The sequence below is a fragment of the Streptococcus suis genome (assembly GCF_046032515.1).
Classification (GTDB): domain Bacteria; phylum Bacillota; class Bacilli; order Lactobacillales; family Streptococcaceae; genus Streptococcus; species Streptococcus suis_AL.
Map to the genome: position 1 here is coordinate 1 of NZ_JARQPJ010000018.1, position 22,120 is coordinate 22,120.

Genomic DNA, 22,120 nt, shown 5'->3' on the forward strand with positions numbered 1-22,120 from the left:
CTAGATACTTTTCATTTTTTAATCAGTTCGATTGTTTTTACTTGACAAAGGGCTTTACATATCAGTCATTTGAATTAGCTTTGATACATCGTCACTTTCGACTTGCCGTACTTTAGTACAGCCTGCGCCTCAGTTCCTTGTCTAAAAGCTAATTCATTCGACTATATCTTATGAATTGCTCCAGCTTATCTGCAAAATCTTGTTCAAAGAAGATCTGTAAGAAATCAGCTTTCTGTCCGCTGAAATAATAACACTTTCCAAACATGTGTTGGACGCTAGGCGAAAGAATCCCCTTGCTTAGCTGAAAGGTCACGCTCCCTTTGGAAATTCGATATGGGATGTTCAAAGCGTATTTCTCTAAACAATCTTTTATTTTATTCCACTGAGCGTGATAAATATGATGAAGATGCTGTGTGTTCCGTGCAAACATACCGTTATCAATGTAGAGCGAGAGAGCTTTTTGCATGATAAGATTGGTATCGTAGTCGATTAGACTCTTATGTTTGATGAAGGTATCACGTAGCTGGTTAGGAAGGCTGATTGCACCGATTCGGAGGGCAGGAAAGAGTGTCGGTGTAAAAGATTTTATGTAAATGACACGATTATCTGTATCAAGATAGTGTAAAGGTAGGCTATGACTAGAGTCGAAATCTGCTAAATAGTCATCCTCAATGATGTAGACATCGTATTGCTTTGCTAATTTTACGATGGCTGTTTTTGTTGCTATATCATAGGTTGAACCGAGAGGGTTGTGCAAGCGAGGAATTGTGTAGAAAAACTTAATTTTTCCAGTTTGGAAGATGCTTTCCAATTCTTCTAGGTCAATTCCATCTAAATCCCGTTCAATTGTTTGATAGGGGATTCCTTGATGTCGAATGAGATCTATCATTCGTGAGTAGGTAGGGTTCTCTATCAAGATTTCCGTTTTTCCAGCCAAGGTTTCCATTTGTGTGAGAATATATAGAGCTTGTTGACTACCAGCTGTGATAACCAGCTGGTCTTTTTTTGTATAGACATGATAGTCCATTAACAGACTTTGAACGGAGGAAATCAATTCTGCCAATCCCTCTTGCTGGTGATAGTAGTTGAATAGGTAATTTTCCCGCCCAATAAGACTTTCGTTTAGACAAATCCGAAAATCTTCATAGGGTAATTCTTGAAAGTCTGCAGGATTGAGCTCTACAGTATGGTCTTGGAAATCTCTATCTTCTAAGATATAATAACCGCTTTTTTCGACAGCGTAGATCTTATTTTGGTACTTTAATTCCAACATAGCCTTTTGGACAGTGTCTTTACTACAATGATATTGCTCGCTGAGTTGACGGATAGAAGGTAATTTCTCTCCGCGTTTGAATCGGTGTTCCTCTATTCCAGTCAAAATATCTTGGATGATAACTTGATATTTTTTCATCTAGACTCCCTTTTTTATAGACTATGTTACTAGCTAGTATATAGGAAAAGTTGCAGAAATACAATATATGAATGATGGGGTTGAGGTTCAGGAATTAAGCTACTATATGGTATAATTAAGTGATGAAAATAATTATACCTAATGCAAAAGAAGTAAATACAAATCTAGAGAATGCCCCGTTTTATCCCCTGTCTGATCGAAGCAAGCAGGTACTGGATGCCATAAGTCAATTTGATGTAAAAAAGATGGCTGCCTTTTATAAATTGAATGAAGAAAAGGCTGAGTTAGAAGCTGATCGTTGGCATCGAATCAGGACAGGTCAAGCAAAAACCTATCCAGCCTGGCAGTTATATGATGGTCTCATGTATCGTTATATGGATAGGCGAGGTATAGATTCGAAAGAAGAAAATTACCTATGTGACCACGTTCGTGTTGCGACAGCCTTATACGGATTGATTCATCCTTTTGAATTCATTTCACCTCACCGCTTAGATTTTCAAGGGAGCTTAAAGATAGGCAATCAGTCTTTGAAACAGTACTGGCGACCGTATTATGACCAAGAAGTTGGTGATGATGAACTGATTCTCTCATTGGCTTCGTCAGAATTTGAGCAGGTGTTTTCTCCACAGATTCAGAAAAGATTAGTTAAAATTCTTTTCATGGAAGAAAAAGCAGGGCAGCTAAAAGTTCATTCGACTATATCAAAAAAAGGTAGAGGAAGATTGCTGTCCTGGTTGGCTAAGAACAATATTCAGAAATTATCGGACATTCAAGATTTTAAGGTGGATGGCTTTGAATATTGTGCTTCCGAATCAACGGCAAACCAACTTACCTTCATACAATCAATCAAAATGTGAAAAAACGAACAAGATAACGTTTTCCAGCACTAAAGAAGGGTAAAATATTAATTTCTATGATATAATGGGTACGTTATAAGTAAAAGGAAGGTTGTTTATGAAAAAGAGAAGCGGGCGAAGGAAGTCGTCCAAGCTCAAATTGGTAAATTTTGCCCTTTTGGGGCTTTACGCCATTACTCTATGTTTGTTTTTAGTGACCATGTATCGCTATAACATCCTAGATTTCCGGTATTTAAACTATATTGTGACGCTTTTGCTAGTAGGAGTGGCAGTATTGACTGGATTATTGATGTGGCGTAAGAAAGCGCGCATATTTACAGCGCTCTTACTTGTTTTTTCACTAGTCATCACGTCTGTTGGAATCTATGGAATGCAAGAAGTTGTAAAATTTTCAACACGACTAAATTCAAATTCGACATTTTCAGAATATGAAATGAGCATTCTTGTCCCTGCAAATAGTGATATTACAGATGTTCGTCAGCTTACGAATGTTCTTGCTCCAGCCGAATACGACCAAGATAACATCACCGCTTTGTTGGATGACATATCCAAAATGGAATCTACTCAACTAGCAACTAGCCCCACAACCTCTTACCTGACAGCATATCAATCTATGTTGAATGGTGAGAGTCAAGCGATGGTCTTCAACGGAGTTTTTAGCAATATTTTAGAAAATGAAGACCCAGACTTTTCTTCAAAAGTGAAAAAAATATATAGTTTCAAAGTGACTCAGACTGTTGAAACAGCAGTCAAACAAGCGAGTGGGGACAGCTTCAATATCTATATCAGTGGTATTGATACCTACGGTCCAATTTCATCTGTTTCGCGTTCCGATGTCAATATCATTATGACTGTCAATCGTGCGACACATAAGATTTTATTGACAACTACTCCACGAGATTCATACGTTGCTATCGCAGATGGTGGGCAAAATCAATATGATAAACTAACACATGCTGGAATTTATGGTGTGAACGCCTCAGTGCACACCTTAGAAAATCTTTATGGTATTGACATTAGTAACTATATCCGACTCAACTTTACTTCCTTCTTACAGTTGATTGATTTGGTTGGTGGTATTGATGTTGAAAATACCCAAGAATTTACAAGCGGAGGGTATAATTTTCCGGTTGGGACAGTGCATCTAGATGCAGAGCAAGCGCTAATCTTTGTTCGTGAGCGGTATTCGTTGGCTAATGGTGATAATGATCGCGGTCAAAACCAAGAAAAAGTCATTGCAGCCCTCATAAAAAAATTGAGTTCACCAGAGAATTTACGCAATTATCAAGCTATTCTAACTGGTTTGGAAGGGTCTATCCAAACAGATTTGAGCTTAGAAACAATTATGGGCTTGGTAAATACCCAATTAGAGTCAGGAACCCAGTTTACAGTTGAGTCTCAGGCCTTGACAGGTTCAGGTCGTATGGATTTACCTTCTTATGCGATGCCTGGTTCACAACTTTATATGATGGAAATTAACCAAGACAGTCTGGAGCAAGCAAAGGCAGCGATTCAGTCAGTATTGGATGGAAATTAAAAAATAGGAGAAAACATGAATAATCAAGAATCAAATACAATCGAAATTGATGTATTATACTTATTAAAAACATTGTGGAGAAAGAAGTTTCTTATTATCCTAACATCCTTTTTGGGTGCAGGAATTGCCTTTGTCTACAATAGTTTCTTGGTAACACCACAGTTTGACTCGACAACTCGTATCTATGTAGTGAGTCAAAATGTAGAAGCTGGTGCCGGGTTGACCAACCAAGAGTTACAAGCAGGTACCTATTTGGTAAAAGATTATAAGGAAATTATCCTGTCCCAAGATGTACTGACGCAGGTAGCTACAGAGTTGAACTTGAACGAGAACTTAAAAGAAAAGGTTTCAGTTTCTATCCCTGTCGATACTCGTATCGTTTCTATCTCCGTGCGTGATGCGGATCCAAATGAAGCGGCACGTATTGCAAATAGCCTTCGCACCTTTGCAGCGCAAAAGATTGTCGAGGTCACCAAGGTAAGCGATGTGACGACACTTGAAGAAGCAGTCCCAGCGGAAGAACCAACCACTCCGAATATAAAACGCAATATCTTGCTTGGTTTATTAGCTGGAGGTATCTTGGCAACGGGAATTATCTTGGCTATGGAAGTTTTGGATGACCGTGTCAAACGCCCTCAGGATATTGAAGAGGTAATGGGCTTGACCTTGCTTGGTGTGGTACCAGATTCGAAGAAATTGAAATAGGAGAACAATATGGCAACGTTAGAAATTGCGCGTACAAAAAGAGAGATAGTAAATAAAACCGAGGAGTATTTCAATGCCATCCGTACCAACATTCAGCTTAGCGGAGCGGATATTAAGGTTGTTGGCATTACCTCTGTTCAATCAAATGAAGGTAAGAGTACAACTGCGGCTAGTCTCGCTATTGCCTATGCTCGTTCAGGTTATAAGACCGTTTTGGTGGATGCAGATATCCGAAATTCAGTCATGCCTGGTTTCTTCAAGCCAATTACAAAGATTACAGGCTTGACGGATTACCTAGCAGGGACAACAGACTTGTCTCAAGGATTATGCGATACAGATATTCCAAACTTGACCGTCATTGAGTCAGGGAAGGTTTCACCTAACCCTACTGCCCTTTTACAAAGTAAGAATTTTGAAAATCTACTTGCGACTCTTCGTCGCTATTATGATTATGTTATCGTTGACTGTCCACCATTAGGACTGGTAATTGATGCAGCTATCATTGCACAAAAATGTGATGCGATGGTTGCAGTAGTAGAAGCAGGCAGTGTTAAGCGCTCATCTTTGAAAAAAGTAAAAGAGCAGTTGGATCAAACAGGCACACCGTTCTTAGGCGTTATCTTGAACAAATATGATATTGCCAATGAGAAGTATAGTGAATACGGAAACTACGGACATTACGGCAAAAAAGCTTAATTTCTCAGATAATATAAGTTTGATAAGTAGGTATTAGTATGATTGATATTCATTCGCATATCATATTTGGTGTGGATGACGGTCCCAAAACTATTGAAGAGAGCTTAAGTTTGATAGGCGAAGCTTATCGTCAAGGTGTTCGCATCATCGTTGCGACTTCACATAGACGTAAGGGGATGTTTGAAACTCCTGAAAAAATTATCATGGCTAACTTTCTTCAACTTAAAGAAGCAGTAGCAGAAGTTTATCCTGAAATACGATTGTGCTATGGTGCTGAATTGTATTATAGTAAAGATATCTTAAGCAAACTTGAAAAAAAGAAAGTACCCACACTTAATGGCTCGCGCTATATTCTCTTGGAATTCAGTATGAATACTCCTTGGAAAGAGATTCAAGAAGCAGTGAACGAAGTGACGCTACTTGGGCTAACTCCCGTACTTGCTCATATAGAACGATATGATGCACTAGCGTTTCATGCAGAGAGAGTAGAAGAGTTAATTGACAAGGGATGCTATACTCAAGTAAATAGTAATCATGTGCTGAAGCCCGCTTTAATTGGCGATCGAGCAAAAGAATTTAAAAAACGCACTCGGTATTTTTTAGAGCAGGATTTAGTACATTGTGTTGCCAGTGATATGCATAATTTATCTAGTAGACCTCCGTTTATGAGGGAGGCTTATAAGTTAATAACAGAGGAATTTGGGAAAGATAAAGCGAAAGCGTTGCTGAAAAAGAATCCTCTTATGCTATTAAAAAACCAGGCGATTTAAACTGGTTACTCTAGATTGTGGAGAGAAAATGGATTTAGGAACTGTTACCGATAAACTGTTAGAGCGCAACAGTAAACGATTGATACTCATGTGCATGGATACGTGTCTTATTACAGTTTCCATGATTTTGAGCAGGCTGTTTTTGGATGTTATTATTGATATTCCAGATGAACGCTTCATTCTTGCAGTTTTATTTGTTTTAATATTCTACCTGATTATCTCAGTTAGACTAAAGGTTTTTTCGCTAATTACCAGGTATACTGGGTATCAAAGTTATGTGAAAATAGGACTGAGTTTGATATCCGCTTATTCATTATTTTTAATCATTTCAATGATTCTATGGCAGACCTTTAGTTATCGTTTCATCTTAGTATCCTTATTTTTGTCGTATGTAATGCTCATTACTCCGAGGATTATTTGGAAAGTCTTACATGAGACGAGAAAAAATGCCATTCGAAAGAAGGATAGCCCACTAAGAATCTTAGTAGTAGGTGCTGGAGATGGTGGGAATATTTTTATCAATACCGTCGAAGATCGAAAATTGAATTTTGAAATTGTCGGTATAGTTGATCGTGATCCAAATAAACTTGGAACATTTATCCGTACTGCCAAAGTTTTAGGGAATCGTAATGATATTCCACGATTGGTAGAAGAATTAGCTGTTGACCAAGTGACGATTGCCATCCCTTCTTTAAATGGTAAGGAGAGAGAGAAGATTGTTGAAATCTGTAACACTACAGGAGTGACCGTCAATAATATGCCGAGCATTGAAGACATTATGGCGGGGAACATGTCTGTCAGTGCCTTTCAGGAAATTGACGTAGCAGACCTTCTTGGTCGACCAGAGGTTGTTTTAGATCAGGATGAATTGAATCAGTTTTTCAAAGGGAAAACAATCCTTGTCACAGGAGCAGGTGGCTCTATCGGTTCAGAGCTATGTCGTCAAATTGCTAAGTTTACGCCTAAACGCTTGTTGTTGCTTGGACATGGAGAAAATTCAATCTATCTCATTCATCGAGAGTTACTGGAAAAGTACCAAGGTAAGATTGAGTTGGTCCCGCTCATTGCAGATATTCAAGATAGAGAATTGATTTTTAGCATAATGGCTGAATATCAACCCGATGTTGTTTATCATGCTGCAGCACATAAGCATGTTCCTTTGATGGAATATAACCCTCATGAAGCAGTAAAGAATAATATTTTTGGGACAAAGAATGTGGCTGAGGCGGCTAAAACTGCAAAGGTTGCCAAATTTGTTATGGTTTCAACAGATAAAGCTGTTAATCCGCCAAATGTAATGGGAGCGACTAAACGTGTTGCAGAAATGATTGTTACAGGTTTAAACGAGCCAGGTCAGACTCAATTTGCTGCAGTACGGTTCGGGAATGTTCTAGGTAGTCGTGGAAGTGTTGTTCCGCTATTCAAAGAACAAATCAAAAAAGGCGGTCCTGTTACCGTTACTGATTTTAGAATGACTCGTTATTTCATGACGATTCCTGAGGCAAGTCGTTTGGTTATCCAAGCTGGACATTTGGCAAAAGGCGGAGAAATCTTTGTCTTGGATATGGGCGAGCCTGTACAAATTTTGGAATTGGCAAGAAAAGTTATTCTGCTGAGTGGTCATACTGAGGAAGAAATTGGAATTGTTGAATCAGGTATTCGTCCTGGGGAAAAACTCTACGAGGAATTACTATCAACAGAAGAACGTGTCAGCGAACAGATTTATGAAAAAATATTTGTAGGTCGCGTTACAAATAAACAATCGGACATTGTCAATTCATTTATCAATGGATTACTCCAAAAAGATAGAAATGAATTAAAAGATGTGTTGATTGAATTTGCAAAACAAGAATAAAGAAAGTAAAAGTTGTTTTTACTTTCCTAGAGTCTAAATAGGATTTAGATTCTAGGAAGGTTGAAATACTTTCCTGAGGTAAAATATGCTAGGTCATAGGTTATTAAGAGAGAAAGAAAACAGAACGAAAGGTGGTCTCTATCATAAGATTCAGATAGAGCTAGCTTTCAACTCAAACCACATAGAGGGGAGTCAACTGACGCATGACCAGACACGGTATATCTATGAGACCAATATCATTGGTTTCGAGGAAAGTCCAACTATAAGGGTGGATGATATTATTGAAACCACCAATCATTTTACAGCTTTTGATTTTCTTTTGGATAGCTTTCAAGAAGACTTGAACGAGATATGGATCAAGGATGTTCATGCTATTTTAAAGAGTGGAACATCTGATTCGCGGAAGTCATGGTTTCAAGTCGGAGAGTATAAGTCGTACCCAAATGAAGTTGGCGGACGTGAAACGACTTTGCCAGAAAAAGTAGAATCCGATATGCAAGAATTGCTAAACAGCTATCATCGCTTGCCTGAGATTTCCTTTGAGGATATTCTTGACTTTCATGTTCGATTTGAACGCATTCATCCCTTCCAAGATGGTAACGGGCGAGTAGGTCGATTGATTATGTTTAAAGAATGTCTCAAACATGGCCATGTCCCCTTTATCATCGGAGATGACATGAAGTATTTTTACTATCGTGGCTTAGCCGAGTGGGGAGAACAGAATGGTTTCTTATTAGATACTTGCTTAGCCGCACAAGATCGATTTAAGGACTATTTAGAGTATTTTAGGATTGAGGATTAGTGACAAAACCAGCTAACCTTGCAAATAGGAGAATGAATGTATAGCAGAAGAACTATAACAAAAGAATATCTAAAAGCGAATGAAATAACAGCCCAATATTTTGAAAAAATTGGGTCAAGAAAGTTAGAATTATTTTTTAAATATACTACGGATAAGTTACTAGCACTAATCCTATTAGTATTATTATCGCCAGTCATCATTGCTTTATCTATTTGGATAAAACTAGATAGCAAGGGACCCGTTTTTTACCGTCAAGAGAGAGTTACCAGATATGGTCGAATTTTTAGAATATTTAAGTTTAGAACGATGATTTCTGATGCGGATAAAGTCGGAAGTCTTGTCACAGTCGGTCAAGATAATCGTATTACAAAAGTCGGTCATATTATCAGAAAATATAGGCTGGATGAAGTGCCTCAACTCTTTAATGTTTTGACAGGGGATATGAGTTTTGTTGGCGTAAGACCAGAAGTACAAAAATATGTTGACCATTACACTGATGAAATGCTTGCGACTTTGCTATTGCCAGCAGGAATTACTTCACCAGCAAGTATTGCATATAAGGATGAAGATGCTGTTTTAGAAGAATATTGTTCTCAAGGCTATAGTCCTGATGAAGCATATGTTCAAAAAGTGTTACCAGAAAAAATGAAATACAATTTGGAATATATCAGAAACTTTGGAATTGTTTCTGATTTTAAGGTAATGATAGATACAGTAATTAATGTAATAAAATAGGAGATTGAAATGACAAAAAGACAAAATATTCCATTTTCACCACCAGACATTACTCAAGCTGAAATTAATGAAGTAATCGATACATTGAAATCTGGTTGGATTACAACAGGACCAAAGACAAAAGAGCTAGAACGTCGGTTATCAGTATTTACAGGAACCAATAAAACTGTGTGTTTAAATTCTGCCACTGCAGGATTGGAACTAGTCTTACGAATTCTTGGTGTTGGACCCGGAGATGAAGTTATTGTTCCTGCTATGACCTATACTGCCTCATGTAGTGTCATTACTCATGTAGGAGCAACTCCTGTGATGGTTGATATTCAAAAAAATAGCTTTGAGATGGAATATGATGCTTTGGAAAAAGCGATTACTCCGAAAACAAAAGTTATCATTCCTGTTGATCTAGCTGGTATTCCTTGTGATTATGATAAGATTTATACCATCGTAGAAAACAAACGCTCTTTGTATGCTGCTTCTGATAATAAATGGCAGAAACTTTTCGACAGAGTTATTATTCTATCGGATAGTGCACATTCTCTAGGAGCTAGTTATAAGGGGAAACCAGCGGGTTCCCTAGCAGATTTTACCTCATTTTCTTTCCATGCAGTTAAGAATTTTACAACTGCTGAAGGAGGTAGTGTGACATGGAGACCACATCCTGGTTTGGATGATGAAGAGATGTATAAAGAGTTTCAGATTTACTCTCTTCATGGTCAGACAAAGGATGCATTAGCTAAGACACAATTAGGGTCATGGGAATATGACATTGTTATTCCTGGTTACAAGTGTAATATGACAGATATTATGGCTGGTATCGGTTTGGTACAGTTGGAACGTTACCCATCTCTGTTGGAACGTCGAAAAGAAATTGTCGAAAAATACAATGCAGGCTTTGAAGGAACATTGATTAAGCCGTTGGTACATCAGACCGAAGATAGACAATCATCTATGCACTTGTATATCACTCATCTGGAAGGCTTTACTTTGGAACAACGAAATGAAGTGATTCAAAAAATGGCTGAAGCAGGGATTGCTTGTAATGTTCACTACAAGCCACTGCCTCTTCTTACAGCCTATAAAAATATTGGTTTTGATATGAAAGATTTTCCGAATGCCTATCAGTATTTTGAAAATGAAATTACACTTCCTCTTCATACCAACTTGAGTGATGAAGATGTGGAGTATGTGATAGAAACGATTAAACGCATTGTTTATATAAAAAAATGAGGTAATTCTCGTGAAATATAGTGTTTTAATGACTGTGTATAAAAATGATAATGCTGATTATTTTTATATTGCATTGAATAGTATGGTTCAGCAAACAATAAAACCTGATGAAATCGTTATCGTAAAGGACGGCCCGATTCCTAATCTATTAGAACAGGTCATTGTTAATGTACAAAACAGTTGTGACATTTACTTTAATGAAATTCAACTACCAAATAATGTTGGACTTGGAGAGGCATTAAATGTGGGTCTAAAAGAATGCCGAAACGAACTTATTGCAAGAATGGATGCGGATGATTATTCTCTTCCTCAAAGATGTGAGTTACAACTTAGAGAATTCGAAAAAGACAGTACTCTAGATATTATTGGTTCGTCGGTAGAGGAGTTTATTTCTGAGTTGGATAATATAGTCGGACGTAGAATAGTACCAACCACTCATGATGAAATCTATAAGTTTGCTAAAAAAAGGGATCCGTTTAATCATCCGACAGTGATGTATCGTAAATCGTTTTTAGATAAAATTGGTGGATATTCAGACTATCGTAAAAATCAGGATACCGATCTCTGGATAAGAATGCTAGAATCTGGTGCAAAAACTAAGAATCTTGATGAAATTGTATTCAAATTCAGATTTGAACAAAATACTTTTGAAAAACGAAAAAACTGGTTTAACACCAAAACGCTTATTCACATTCGATACAATGCTTGGAAACGAGGATTTAATAGTTTGGGCGAGTTTTTAGAGATAACAGCTGCCCAAATTGCTGTCTACATCTTGCCTCAAAGTTTCCAACGATTTTTATATAAACATTTTTTGAGAGGGTAGAAAATGATAGGTAGGGCTGTGGTTAAGATTGAATCAATCATACATTATCTTTTTAATTTTTCGTTGTATTTTCCAAAGAGAGTACAAATATACGGAAAACCTAGGATTTTATTTGGGAAAAAAATGAATTTTCTGAAAATGTAAGGATCAATGACAAGGTGTTTTTACACGCTGTAAATGGAATTGCTATTGGAAAAAATTCAACATTGTCTTATGGGGCAACTTTAATTACAGAGTCCTATGATGTTACAAATAGAGAAAACTATATGAAACGGCTACATAAAGGTGCTAGAATTGAAATAGGGGATAATGTTTGGATTGGTGCAAATGTCATAATTCTACCAGGAGTGAATATTGCTGACGGTGTAATCGTAGGCGCTGGGTCAGTCGTCACAAAATGTTTGACTAAAAAAAATTCCCTATATGCAGGAAATCCTGCTAAATTTATCAAGGAGTATCAAGAATGAAATTGTTACATGTTACAGCTACCCATTTAAAACCTACTGGAAGTATACCTGTTGTTTTAAGTGAGTTGGCTTCTCATCAGAATGCATTAACAGGATTTGAAGCACGAGTTTTGTCTATAAAATCACCAGTGAAAGATATCAATTCTGCATACTTTGACTTTTTGGGTGATAGATTATTTGAAGATTATATAAAGTTTTTTTCACCGGATATAGTTATTTTTCATAGTTTCTATTTTTGGGAATACATAAAGCTATACAAAATTTTAAAAAAAAATAATATTCCATATTTTATTCAACCTCATGGTTCGTTTATGATTGAGTCAATGAAGAAATCAAAAATAAAGAAAACTGTTGCAAGAGCTTTATTTTTTGATAAATTTGTAAGAAACTCTGAGGGGATAATTTATTTAAATCAATCTGAAAAAAAAAATTCACTGTACAAATGCGAAACTAATCTGATTATTCCCAATGGAATTACAATTGAAGATTCTTTGAGAAAGAATGGCTATAAATATAAGAGTAGCTCTAGTGTTGAGTTTTATTATTTAGGTAGATTTGATATAAAACCTAAAGGATTAGATATATTAATAGATGCTTTAGAGGTGTTGGATAATTTAAGCGAGGATCGGATGATTACATTTTCTTTCTATGGTGTTGGAAATCATAGTCAAGTCAAGTATATTGAAAATAGGATTCACCGGTTAAGGAATATAAATGTATTTTATAGAGGGCCATTACTTGGAAAAGAGAAGGTTGAACATTTGTGTGGAAAGATTATGGTCTTAACTTCACGCCATGAGGGCTTTCCAATGACCGTTTTAGAAGCTCTTTCTTATGGTAATCCATGTATTGTCACAAAAGAAACAAATGTTCTTGATGAAGTGGTTCTGAACAATTTAGGATGGGCTTGTTCTTTAGACTCACAATCAATTGCTTCTGCTATGCTAAAAGCATATGATGACTACCTGACTAGCCAGGAAGAGTATTTTGCAAATTGTGTCAATCATGTTAGTTCTGAATATTCTTGGAAAAGGATTGCTCAGATTTCATATGAGGAATTGAAGAAATTTGAAAGGGGATAGAATGAAAAAAATAATGATTTTAGGGTGTTTAACACAATCCAAAACAGGCAATAAAAGTTTTGGAGGGGCGGAACGGAATATGGCCATGTTAGCCAATTCTCTAGCTGAGCGAGGTTATGATATCTGTCTGTGCTCTGTTGAAGGAAGTCATTTACCCTATCAATTAGATAGTGATGTTGAATTGCTGACCAATGAAGTAAGTTATAAAAATAAGTTAAAAACGCACGGTGATATGTTTTTCAATACTATAAAAAGTATCCGGAATGTACAACCTGATCTAATTATTTCTTTTTGGCCTCATCCGACTTTTTATGCACTACTATTTACAAAAATAAAAAGAATAAAAATGATATATTCTGAGAGGAATGATCCTAGCAGAGAGTATACAGGTATTGCCAAGCTCTTCCATACAGTTATATCTTATTTTTGTAACGGATATGTTTTTCAAAATCAAGGTGCTCAACGATATTTTCCTAAGCAATCAATAAAAAATAGCACAGTAATTCATAATCCACTATCATTTACCAAAAAGGATACCCCAAATAAAAAGCGTGTTGTAAGAAATTTTAAGAGGATTATTTCGGTAGGAAGATTAACAGAACAAAAAAATCACAGCATGTTGATTGGAGCGTTTTCAAAATATAATGAGACGCACCCTGATTCTATCTTAGAAATATTCGGGGAAGGTGCACTATATCAAGATTTAAAGAAACAGATTAAGATGTTGAATATGGAAAATAAAATTATCCTTAGAGGAACAACTTCTCAAATTTTAGAAGAGATTGCCAGTTCGGATATGTTTGTTCTTACTTCAAAATATGAAGGAATGCCGAATGTATTGATGGAGGCGTTGGCATTAGGGGTTCCAGTAGTTTCAACAGATTTTTCCCCAGGAACAGTGAGAGAATTAATTGTTCATGGCGTAAATGGCTTAATCTGTGATATCACCGAGTCTGATTTAATAGAAAAAATGACAATGTATGATGATGAGTCCTTAGTAGAGCAGGTTTCTAGGAACTCTATCAAGATATTTGAAACACACAATATAGAGGAGATAACAGATCAATGGGAAAGATTCTTGATAGAAACGATGAACGGACATTAAGTTATCATCTTGCAGCGTTGCTTACGGTGGCAGTATTCTTTATAGAATTGTTTTTTAACGGAAAGTATCTTTTCTGTACCCCCTTTGTTTTTTTAGGTTATTTATTTTATTATAATCCGAAGTTTAAAGGGCATATTTCCAAATATTTAATAATTTTTTTGATATGGTTAATATTTATTTTTTTACAAATTCTAATCTTAGGAATGATTCGGACAGGCAATGAAGATTTTTTTTCCTTTTATTATAATTTAGTATTGTTTGCAAATATCACCATGATTTTCTTTATGATCGGGCTCACGAGACTTGTGAATTATCTTTTAAAGTATCTTGATTTAGTTGTTCAATACGGAGTTTTACTCTGTACACCGGTTATTTTTTTAAAAGAAATCGATATTATCCAATCTCGATGGAGAGATTTTTTAAATGCCAATTCTGGCTATAGACTGGGAGTTTCAAGTAATATAAACCCCAACAGTATTGCATGGCTCTATGGTTTTTTTGCGATGTTGACCCTATATTTTCTGTTAAAATCTAAAAAAATAAGGTATGTCTTCTTATTTGCAGTAGAACTAGTTTGTATATTATTTACAGGTTCTAAAGCAGGTTTGTTGACTGCTTTTATCCCCGTAATATTTGCTTTCTTTAAGAGTTTACGAAAGGCAAAAATTTCTAATGTAATTGTTATTCTGTTGGTGGGTTTTATTTTTTGGTATGAAGTTCAAAATAATCCCGTATTATATACGTTGATTGGTAAACGATTAAATAGTTTTTTAGGGTTATTTGGAATTGGCACAGTACCAGTTGATGCCGGCTCGACTTTGAAGAGAATTCATATGATAGAATTTGCCGAAAATATGATATGGGAAAAACCAATATTGGGCTGGGGGATTGGGGCATTTGCTCAGATATCTGGCTTTGGAGTTTATTCTCATAATAATTTTATAGAAAGCCTAGTATCAGGAGGGATTGTATTTAGCACTGCATATTATTTTATCTACGTATTGTTGTCTTTGCAGTTGTTTTCATTGCCCAAATGTGAGGAAAAGGAAGTTGCAATTCTTTTGATAGTATCAAATCTTTTAATTGATTTTTCAACAGTTACGTTTTATGGTCAGCTATTACCTTATTTTAAAATAATCATCATTGCAATGCTGTTATATTATATTCAGTTTATTAAAGAAAGAGTAGAAAAATGAGATTTTTAAATCTTTTTGAAAAATTGATAAAGAGATTTTCATCCCAATCATTATATCAAGATTATCTAAGAAAACAAGGAATCGTGATTGGAAACAACTGTGAAATATATAAGAGTGCTTCATTTGGAAGTGAACCTTATTTGGTGACTATTGGTGACAATGTTAGAATTTCGGCGGATGTAAAAATTACTACACATGATGGCGGAGTTTGGGTCGCTCGTCATTTAGTGGGAAATCAGGAAATTGACCTGTTTGATAGAGTTGAAATTGGTTCTAATGTTCATATCGGTGTCAATGCTATCATACTGCCAGGAGTAACCATAGGAAATAATTGCATTATTGCGGCTGGGGCGGTTGTTACGCACTCGGTTCCGTGTAATGAAATTTGGGGAGGGGTACCAGCTAGATTTATTAGTACAATAGATGATTATATTTTAAAGCATAGAGGAGAATTTGAAATGACTAAGACGATGTCCTCCGATGAAAAAATGAAGTTTCTATTGAAGAAGTATCCAGAGGTAATTAATGACTAATAATAAGCAACTTTCTTTGAATATTTTAATTTCAATTTTAAACCAATTGGTCATTATCGTTTGTGGTTTTATTTTACCAAGGGTACTTTTAGAATCCTTTGGTTCAACGGTAAATGGTTTAGTGACCTCAATTCGGCAATTTTTAAATTTTATAACATTTTTAGAAATGGGAATTGGAGTTGTAATTTCAAGCTCCTTATATGAACCGCTCTTTAAACAAGATACTGAAAAAGTGAGTGCAATAATTGTTTCGTCCAAGAGATTTTTTAATAAATTAGTTTTATACTTTACCTTTTTTTTAGTAGTGTTGGTTTTTACTTATCCATTATTTGTTGTAGAATTTAATTTTGTTTACGTTAGTATCCTTATGGTGATACTCTCATTAAATTTGTATAGTCAGTACTATTTTGGAATTGTTAATCAACTTTTACTAACAGCAGATCAGAAGAATTATATTCCTCAGGGGCTATCAATGGTGACTGTTATACTTAATACTCTTGCTACAGCAGTGATAGTTAATTATTCAAAAAACGTTCATATTGTTTTTCTTTCAACATCATTTATTTATTTAGCGCGGCCTTTAGCTATGGATATTTATGTAAGGAAGTGTTATAATATCGATTATAATATTAGATATACTGAGGAACCAATAAAACAAAAGTTTAATGGTTTTTATCATCATCTTTCAAGTATTGTTCTTGGAAATACCGATATTATTGTCTTAACTCTTTTATCAAGTTTGAAAAATATCTCAATATATTCCGTCTATGCTCTGATTTTTTCTGGGATAAGGGGAATCATTTATGCACTTGTTACAAGTTTAACTCCTTATTTTGGTAGGGTAGTTTCAAAAGAGTCAACTCAAGGAGTTTTAAAAAAATTTAGGTATTTAGAATGGGGTCTCAATACGCTCATTACGTTAATATTTTCAGTTGTTGCAGCTTCAATTATTCCGTTTATTACGTTGTATACTCAAAATATAACCGATGCAGATTATATTTTGTATGGATTTGCATTATTTATGTGCTTATCACAGTACATGTTTTGTATGAGATATAGTTATAATATCTATGTGCAATCTGTTGGTCATTACAAAGAAACTCAGATGAGTGCTATTATTGAGGCAATTTTAAATATTGCATCTACCTTTATTTTTACAGCTCTTTTTGGAATGGTTGGATTAGCGATAGGCACATTAATTGCAATGCTATATAGACTTCTATATTTACTTAATTATTCAAAGAAAGTTCAACTTGGGGCTAGTATTATTGGGTCTATTTTATATATTTTTACAGGGAGTTGTAATGTTGTAGCAATGTTTTATCTGGGAAGTTATTTAGCTCCTAAAATTACCACTTTTATGCATTTGGTTTATTATACAATGGGTTATGTCCTTTTATCTGTTCTATCTCTTTTGTTAAGTAATTTAATATTTAACAGGAGATTACTTTTGGGATTCTTTAAGTCATTAATTTTAAAGGATGAATTATAATATGAAAAAAAGTATTGAACGAGATTCAAAATTAGAGTTAATTAGAATTTTTAGCATGTTATTTATTGTATCTAGTCACTATGTTTTGCATGGCGGGATAGTGAACGAAGTAACAGGTTTTGATTTTAATGGATTAACGTCAGACTTTTTATATATTGGTGGTAAAATTGGGGCTAATCTTTTTATTATGTTGAGTGGTTATCTGTTATGTGACTGTATTTATAAAACCGAAAGACTATTAAAAACAGCTTTGATAACTTTATTTTATTCAACTATAGGTTTATTACTTGGATTGATAGTTTTTAATGATATATCTGTAATAGATATAATAAAGTCCTTTTTTCCTATTATCACTGATAGATACTGGTTTGTTACTACATATTTTCTGATTCTAGTGTTTATGCCTTATTTAAACTATGCAATTACTATCTTGAATAAAAAACAATTGGAGTTCTTACTTTTATTGGGGTTTGTTTTATGGTGCTTTATTCCAACTTTTTTTAATCAGGACTTAAATTTTTCTAATTTTGTTTGGTTTATTTTTTTGTATATTTTAGGATCTGGAATAAAAAAATATAAATTTTTATATGTTGATACAGCTAAGTCGTTTATAATATCTTTAGTTTTTTATTTGTTAATTTTTATTTCTATACAGCTATTAAAATTATGTTCTTTACAAAGTGAATTTTTTGAAACTAAAATTTATTTTTTTACTAATTCACATAGTATTTTGACATTCTTTTTTACAGTTTTCTTTTTCAATGGGATGCTGTCACTCAAAAGTTTTACAAATTATTGGGTAAATAAAGTAGCGAAAGCAACATTTGCAATATATTTAATTCATGATAATGATTTTATTAGAGAGTGGTTATGGAAAGATTTATTGAAAGTAAGCAACTATAGACATAGTAGTATTTTTATTTGGCATTATATTTTTAGTATATTGTTGATATTTTTCATTGGTGTTATTCTAGAGAATTTACGAGAGGTAGTCTTTGAGATGCTGTTAGAAGACAAGATTAAGAAGATTTCAACAAATTGTAATTTAATTTTTCGTAAGTTTTTTCCAGAATAATATAATTAGGGAGGATGGTTTATCATGAAAAAAATTTTAATCACGGGTTCAGCTGGTTTCATCGGCAGCAACCTAGTATTAGAACTGTTAAGGAGTGACGAAGTATATCATATTATCGGTCTTGATAATATGAACGATTACTACGATGTGTCGCTCAAGCAATATCGTCTTGAACAGATTGAGCAACAGTTGATCCATAGTAAAAGCAAGTGGACTTTCATAGAGGGAGACTTGGCAGACAAGGATTTGGTCACTTCAATTTTTGAAGATTACCATCCGAATATTGTCGTTAATTTAGCCGCTCAGGCTGGTGTTCGCTACTCGATTACCAATCCAGATGTTTATATAGAGAGCAATATTATTGGTTTTCAGAATATCCTAGAAGCCTGTCGTCACTACCCAGTTGAGCATTTAGTATATGCTTCTTCATCTTCTGTATATGGTGGAAATGAGAAAGTACCATTTTCTACGGATGATAAGGTAGATAATCCAGTATCGCTTTATGCAGCAACTAAAAAGTCAAATGAATTGTTTGCTCATGCCTACAGCAAGCTCTATGATATTCCAACAACGGGACTACGTTTCTTTACGGTCTACGGTCCAGCAGGTCGTCCAGATATGGCTTACTTCGGTTTTACTAACAAGCTGTTAAAAGGTGAAACGATTGAAATTTTCAACTATGGAAATTGCAAACGTGATTTTACCTATGTAGATGATATTGTGGAAGGTGTCAAGCGTGTCATGTTTGGCGCACCGCAGAAGAGAAGTGGAAGTGATGGTCTCCCTATTCCGCCGTATGCAATCTACAATATTGGCAATAGCAATCCTGAAAACTTATTGGATTTTGTTCACATATTGAGTGAGGAACTAGTTTTGGCAGGAGTATTACCAGCAGATTTTGATATTGAAGCACATAAGAAACTGGTGCCTATGCAAGCTGGAGATGTTCCTGTAACATTTGCGGATACTTCTGCACTGGAAAGGGATTTTAGCTTTAAACCGTCTACAAGTCTTAGAGAAGGTTTGCATCGTTTTGCTCAATGGTATAAAAATTATTATGCATAAGCACTATTTTCTTGTCTTGTAAAGGAAAGAGGAAGTAAGAAATGAAAAATATCGCCGTCGCAGGAACAGGCTATGTCGGTCTATCTATCGCAGTCTTATTGGCACAGCATCATCAGGTTACAGCTGTGGATATTATCCAAGAAAAAGTTGACTTAATCAATTCTAAGAAGTCTCCGATTCAGGATGATTATATTGAAAAATATCTAGCTGAAAAAGACTTAAATATATTTGCAACATTAGATGCTGAAACAGCCTACAAAGAGGCAGAAATAGTTGTAATTGCTGCTCCAACTAATTACGATAGTGCTAAGAATTATTTTGATACTAGTCATGTGGAATCTGTGATTCAAACAGTATTGTCGGTCAATCCTAAGGCATTAATGGTCATCAAATCAACGATTCCTGTTGGATTCACCCAGTCTATGCGTGAAAAGTTTGCTACGGAAAATATTATTTTTAGTCCAGAGTTTCTTAGAGAGTCAAAAGCACTTTATGATAATCTCTACCCTTCACGGATTATTGTGTCTTGTGAAGAAGGAGCTCCAGATTCGGTAGTAGAAGGTTCAAGACTATTTGCCTCGCTACTACAAGAAGGTGCCTTGAAAGAGGATGTCGATGTATTACATATGGGATCGACAGAAGCTGAAGCGGTTAAGCTTTTTGCCAATACCTATTTGGCCTTGCGTGTTTCTTACTTCAATGAATTGGATACCTATGCTGAGCTAAAAGGATTAGATACAGAATCGATTATTCGAGGAGTTGGTTTGGATCCTCGTATCGGCGATCATTATAATAATCCCTCTTTCGGATATGGAGGCTATTGCTTGCCAAAAGATACAAAGCAATTATTGGCTAATTACAATGATATTCCACAGAACATGATGACAGCTATTGTAGAGTCAAATAGGACTCGTAAGGATTTTATTGCTGATCAAATTTTGAAGATAGCTGGCTATTATGATTATTCGTCACATGATCAATACTCTCAATTGGGAGAAAAAGAAGTGATCATCGGTGTATATCGCTTGACAATGAAGAGTAATTCGGATAATTTCCGTCAAAGTTCTATTCAGGGAGTTATGAAACGTCTAAAAGCCAAAGGGGCAAAAGTGATTATTTTTGAACCGACTTTAGAGAATGGTTCCACCTTCTTTGGTTCAAAAGTGATTAATAATTTGAATCAGTTTAAATCTAAAAGTCACGCAATTGTTGCAAATAGATACGACTCTGTCTTGGATGATGTATTAGATAAAGTGTATACGCGTGATATTTTTAGAAGAGACTAGCCTTCTAAAGCTACATTTTTAATTGTGTATTTAGATTTCTAGGGGAGAAGGCTCGTTGCTCTTCTCTTTCTTTTTTGACTGTATGAACAATAAGTCTGGTAATCTAGCTGTCACTAATTGTAATTGAAATAGGTGTGTTAGATTGATATAATTGCTGATAAACAGAAATAAAGACTTACTTTGTTTCTTGTTAGTTAATATATAAATGTAATTTTCAGAGGTAAATAATGTCGTACGATTATCTAGTTGTTGGTGCAGGGCTGTTCGGTGCAGTCTTTGCTCATGAGGCAGCTAAAAAGGGTAAAAAAATAAAGGTTATCGAAAAACGAGATCACATTGCAGGTAACATCTATACAAAAGAAGTAGAAGGTATTCAAGTCCATGAATATGGCGCACATATTTTCCATACTTCTGAAAAAGAAATTTGGGATTATGTGAATCAGTTTGCGGAGTTCAATCGCTATACAAACACACCAGTCGCCAATTACAAAGGTGAAATCTACAATCTTCCATTCAACATGAATACTTTCAATAAACTGTGGGACGTGGTGACCCCTGCTGAAGCAGAAGCCAAGATTGCAGAGCAACGAGCAGTTTTGGGAGGAAAAACGCCTGAGAACTTGGAAGAACAAGCCATCTCATTAGTTGGTACAGACATCTATGAAAAATTGATCAAGTCATACACCGAGAAACAATGGGAAAAACCATGTACGGAGTTACCAGCCTTTATCATCCGTCGTTTACCCGTGCGTTTGACCTATGATAATAACTATTTCAACGATAGCTACCAAGGTATTCCAATCGGCGGTTACACGCAGATTGTTGAAAAAATGTTGGAACATGAGAATATTGATGTTGAGACAAATGTTGATTTCTTTGCCAATAAGGAAGACTATTTAGCTACCTATCCGAAGATTGTCTTTACAGGAATGATTGACGAGTTCTTTGATTACCAACTTGGTGAATTGGAATATCGTAGCCTTCGATTTGAGACAGAAGTGTTGGATATGGAAAACTATCAAGGGAATGCAGTTGTGAACTACACAGATAGTGAAACGCCATTTACTCGTATTATCGAACACAAACATTTCGAATTTGGTACACAACCGAAAACCATTATTACACGTGAGTATTCGAAGACCTGGAAACGAGGCGATGAGCCGTATTATCCAGTGAACAATGATCGTAACAACAAACTCTATACTGCTTATAAGCGCCTCGCAGAACAACAAGAGAACGTTATATTCGGTGGGCGTCTTGGTCATTATCGTTACTACGATATGCACCAAGTCATCGGAGCAGCCTTGCAGTGTGTGAGAAGTGAAGTTTGGGAATGATTTTGAGAAGTCATCAAAGTAGTAATTGATTCTTGTCAGAAATCGGAATGCTCTTAAAATG

At 35.3% G+C, this 22,120-nt stretch carries 21 protein-coding genes; 20 read left to right on the forward strand and 1 reads right to left on the reverse strand.

Translation table 11 applies throughout. The features are described from left to right. Positions 1-148: 148 nt before the first annotated feature. Positions 149-1,411 carry a PLP-dependent aminotransferase family protein gene (locus tag P7J49_RS08510; protein ID WP_408570433.1) on the reverse strand — a complete coding sequence of 421 codons (1,263 nt, stop codon included), beginning with the start codon at positions 1,409-1,411 and terminating at the stop codon, positions 149-151. Positions 1,412-1,533: 122 nt separating this feature from the next. Between P7J49_RS08510 and yaaA the strand changes: the two genes are divergently transcribed. The 20 genes from yaaA to glf all read left to right on the forward strand — a co-directional run bounded on the left by yaaA (position 1,534) and on the right by glf (position 22,059). After that, the gene (gene yaaA, locus P7J49_RS08515; protein ID WP_408570434.1) at positions 1,534-2,268 is read left to right on the forward strand and encodes a peroxide stress protein YaaA; all 735 of its coding nucleotides are present in this window, start codon (positions 1,534-1,536) and stop codon (positions 2,266-2,268) included. A gap of 97 nt (positions 2,269-2,365) precedes the next feature. Continuing rightward, complete coding sequence (locus tag P7J49_RS08520) at positions 2,366-3,805, forward strand: LCP family protein (protein WP_408570435.1); 1,440 nt, start codon at positions 2,366-2,368, stop codon at positions 3,803-3,805. A gap of 15 nt (positions 3,806-3,820) precedes the next feature. Further along, entirely contained in the window at positions 3,821-4,510 is a 690-nt protein-coding gene (locus P7J49_RS08525; protein WP_398582259.1) for a Wzz/FepE/Etk N-terminal domain-containing protein, read from the forward strand. A gap of 9 nt (positions 4,511-4,519) precedes the next feature. Next, the gene (locus tag P7J49_RS08530) at positions 4,520-5,206 is read left to right on the forward strand and encodes a tyrosine-protein kinase (RefSeq protein WP_024377020.1); all 687 of its coding nucleotides are present in this window, start codon (positions 4,520-4,522) and stop codon (positions 5,204-5,206) included. Positions 5,207-5,244: 38 nt separating this feature from the next. After that, complete coding sequence (gene cps4B / locus P7J49_RS08535) at positions 5,245-5,976, forward strand: capsular polysaccharide biosynthesis protein Cps4B (protein ID WP_408570436.1); 732 nt, start codon at positions 5,245-5,247, stop codon at positions 5,974-5,976. 28 nt (positions 5,977-6,004) lie between these two features. Next, on the forward strand, positions 6,005-7,831 hold the full coding sequence (locus tag P7J49_RS08540; protein ID WP_408570437.1) for a polysaccharide biosynthesis protein: 1,827 nt from the start codon (positions 6,005-6,007) through the stop codon (positions 7,829-7,831). A gap of 85 nt (positions 7,832-7,916) precedes the next feature. Next, positions 7,917-8,633, forward strand: a complete 717-nt coding sequence (locus P7J49_RS08545; protein ID WP_408570438.1) for a Fic family protein — start codon at positions 7,917-7,919, stop codon at positions 8,631-8,633. 36 nt (positions 8,634-8,669) lie between these two features. After that, positions 8,670-9,368: a sugar transferase gene (locus P7J49_RS08550; RefSeq protein WP_408570439.1), complete on the forward strand. Its 699-nt coding sequence runs from the start codon at positions 8,670-8,672 to the stop codon at positions 9,366-9,368. 9 nt (positions 9,369-9,377) lie between these two features. Next, positions 9,378-10,595: a DegT/DnrJ/EryC1/StrS family aminotransferase gene (locus P7J49_RS08555; RefSeq protein ID WP_408570440.1), complete on the forward strand. Its 1,218-nt coding sequence runs from the start codon at positions 9,378-9,380 to the stop codon at positions 10,593-10,595. Between the two features lie 28 nt (positions 10,596-10,623). Continuing rightward, complete coding sequence (locus P7J49_RS08560) at positions 10,624-11,421, forward strand: glycosyltransferase (protein ID WP_408564629.1); 798 nt, start codon at positions 10,624-10,626, stop codon at positions 11,419-11,421. Positions 11,422-11,579: 158 nt separating this feature from the next. Beyond that, the gene (locus P7J49_RS08565) at positions 11,580-11,888 is read left to right on the forward strand and encodes an acyltransferase (protein ID WP_306542389.1); all 309 of its coding nucleotides are present in this window, start codon (positions 11,580-11,582) and stop codon (positions 11,886-11,888) included. Next, a complete protein-coding gene (locus P7J49_RS08570) occupies positions 11,885-12,970 on the forward strand; it encodes a glycosyltransferase (RefSeq protein ID WP_408539650.1) in 1,086 nt (361 codons plus the stop codon). Before P7J49_RS08565 ends, P7J49_RS08570 begins: the two co-directional genes overlap by 4 nt. 1 nt (position 12,971) lies before the next feature. Further along, positions 12,972-14,075 (forward strand): glycosyltransferase, encoded by a 1,104-nt coding sequence (locus P7J49_RS08575; protein WP_408564627.1) that lies wholly within the window; start codon positions 12,972-12,974, stop codon positions 14,073-14,075. Beyond that, positions 14,036-15,271, forward strand: coding sequence for an O-antigen ligase family protein (locus P7J49_RS08580; RefSeq protein ID WP_099807101.1), 1,236 nt, complete (start codon positions 14,036-14,038; stop codon positions 15,269-15,271). Before P7J49_RS08575 ends, P7J49_RS08580 begins: the two co-directional genes overlap by 40 nt. Beyond that, positions 15,268-15,804, forward strand: coding sequence for an acyltransferase (locus P7J49_RS08585; RefSeq protein WP_105157667.1), 537 nt, complete (start codon positions 15,268-15,270; stop codon positions 15,802-15,804). Before P7J49_RS08580 ends, P7J49_RS08585 begins: the two co-directional genes overlap by 4 nt. Continuing rightward, the gene (locus P7J49_RS08590; RefSeq protein WP_105157668.1) at positions 15,797-17,296 is read left to right on the forward strand and encodes a lipopolysaccharide biosynthesis protein; all 1,500 of its coding nucleotides are present in this window, start codon (positions 15,797-15,799) and stop codon (positions 17,294-17,296) included. Before P7J49_RS08585 ends, P7J49_RS08590 begins: the two co-directional genes overlap by 8 nt. A 1-nt stretch (position 17,297) precedes the next feature. Next, complete coding sequence (locus P7J49_RS08595) at positions 17,298-18,371, forward strand: acyltransferase family protein (protein WP_222329920.1); 1,074 nt, start codon at positions 17,298-17,300, stop codon at positions 18,369-18,371. A gap of 24 nt (positions 18,372-18,395) precedes the next feature. Then, positions 18,396-19,436 carry an NAD-dependent epimerase/dehydratase family protein gene (locus tag P7J49_RS08600; protein ID WP_408570441.1) on the forward strand — a complete coding sequence of 347 codons (1,041 nt, stop codon included), beginning with the start codon at positions 18,396-18,398 and terminating at the stop codon, positions 19,434-19,436. Between the two features lie 41 nt (positions 19,437-19,477). Then, positions 19,478-20,722 (forward strand): nucleotide sugar dehydrogenase, encoded by a 1,245-nt coding sequence (locus P7J49_RS08605; protein ID WP_408539646.1) that lies wholly within the window; start codon positions 19,478-19,480, stop codon positions 20,720-20,722. 224 nt (positions 20,723-20,946) lie between these two features. Continuing rightward, on the forward strand, positions 20,947-22,059 hold the full coding sequence (gene glf / locus P7J49_RS08610) for a UDP-galactopyranose mutase (protein ID WP_408570452.1): 1,113 nt from the start codon (positions 20,947-20,949) through the stop codon (positions 22,057-22,059). The last annotated feature ends 61 nt before the right edge of the window (positions 22,060-22,120 follow it).

Coding starts and splice junctions, on each gene's coding strand:
- P7J49_RS08510 (WP_408570433.1), bottom strand. CDS start 1,411: ATGAAAAAATATCAAGTTATCATCCAAGATATTTTGACTGGAATAGAG.
- yaaA (WP_408570434.1), top strand. CDS start 1,534: ATGAAAATAATTATACCTAATGCAAAAGAAGTAAATACAAATCTAGAG.
- P7J49_RS08520 (WP_408570435.1), top strand. CDS start 2,366: ATGAAAAAGAGAAGCGGGCGAAGGAAGTCGTCCAAGCTCAAATTGGTA.
- P7J49_RS08525 (WP_398582259.1), top strand. CDS start 3,821: ATGAATAATCAAGAATCAAATACAATCGAAATTGATGTATTATACTTA.
- P7J49_RS08530 (WP_024377020.1), top strand. CDS start 4,520: ATGGCAACGTTAGAAATTGCGCGTACAAAAAGAGAGATAGTAAATAAA.
- cps4B (WP_408570436.1), top strand. CDS start 5,245: ATGATTGATATTCATTCGCATATCATATTTGGTGTGGATGACGGTCCC.
- P7J49_RS08540 (WP_408570437.1), top strand. CDS start 6,005: ATGGATTTAGGAACTGTTACCGATAAACTGTTAGAGCGCAACAGTAAA.
- P7J49_RS08545 (WP_408570438.1), top strand. CDS start 7,917: ATGCTAGGTCATAGGTTATTAAGAGAGAAAGAAAACAGAACGAAAGGT.
- P7J49_RS08550 (WP_408570439.1), top strand. CDS start 8,670: ATGTATAGCAGAAGAACTATAACAAAAGAATATCTAAAAGCGAATGAA.
- P7J49_RS08555 (WP_408570440.1), top strand. CDS start 9,378: ATGACAAAAAGACAAAATATTCCATTTTCACCACCAGACATTACTCAA.
- P7J49_RS08560 (WP_408564629.1), top strand. CDS start 10,624: ATGACTGTGTATAAAAATGATAATGCTGATTATTTTTATATTGCATTG.
- P7J49_RS08570 (WP_408539650.1), top strand. CDS start 11,885: ATGAAATTGTTACATGTTACAGCTACCCATTTAAAACCTACTGGAAGT.
- P7J49_RS08575 (WP_408564627.1), top strand. CDS start 12,972: ATGAAAAAAATAATGATTTTAGGGTGTTTAACACAATCCAAAACAGGC.
- P7J49_RS08580 (WP_099807101.1), top strand. CDS start 14,036: ATGGGAAAGATTCTTGATAGAAACGATGAACGGACATTAAGTTATCAT.
- P7J49_RS08585 (WP_105157667.1), top strand. CDS start 15,268: ATGAGATTTTTAAATCTTTTTGAAAAATTGATAAAGAGATTTTCATCC.
- P7J49_RS08590 (WP_105157668.1), top strand. CDS start 15,797: ATGACTAATAATAAGCAACTTTCTTTGAATATTTTAATTTCAATTTTA.
- P7J49_RS08595 (WP_222329920.1), top strand. CDS start 17,298: ATGAAAAAAAGTATTGAACGAGATTCAAAATTAGAGTTAATTAGAATT.
- P7J49_RS08600 (WP_408570441.1), top strand. CDS start 18,396: ATGAAAAAAATTTTAATCACGGGTTCAGCTGGTTTCATCGGCAGCAAC.
- P7J49_RS08605 (WP_408539646.1), top strand. CDS start 19,478: ATGAAAAATATCGCCGTCGCAGGAACAGGCTATGTCGGTCTATCTATC.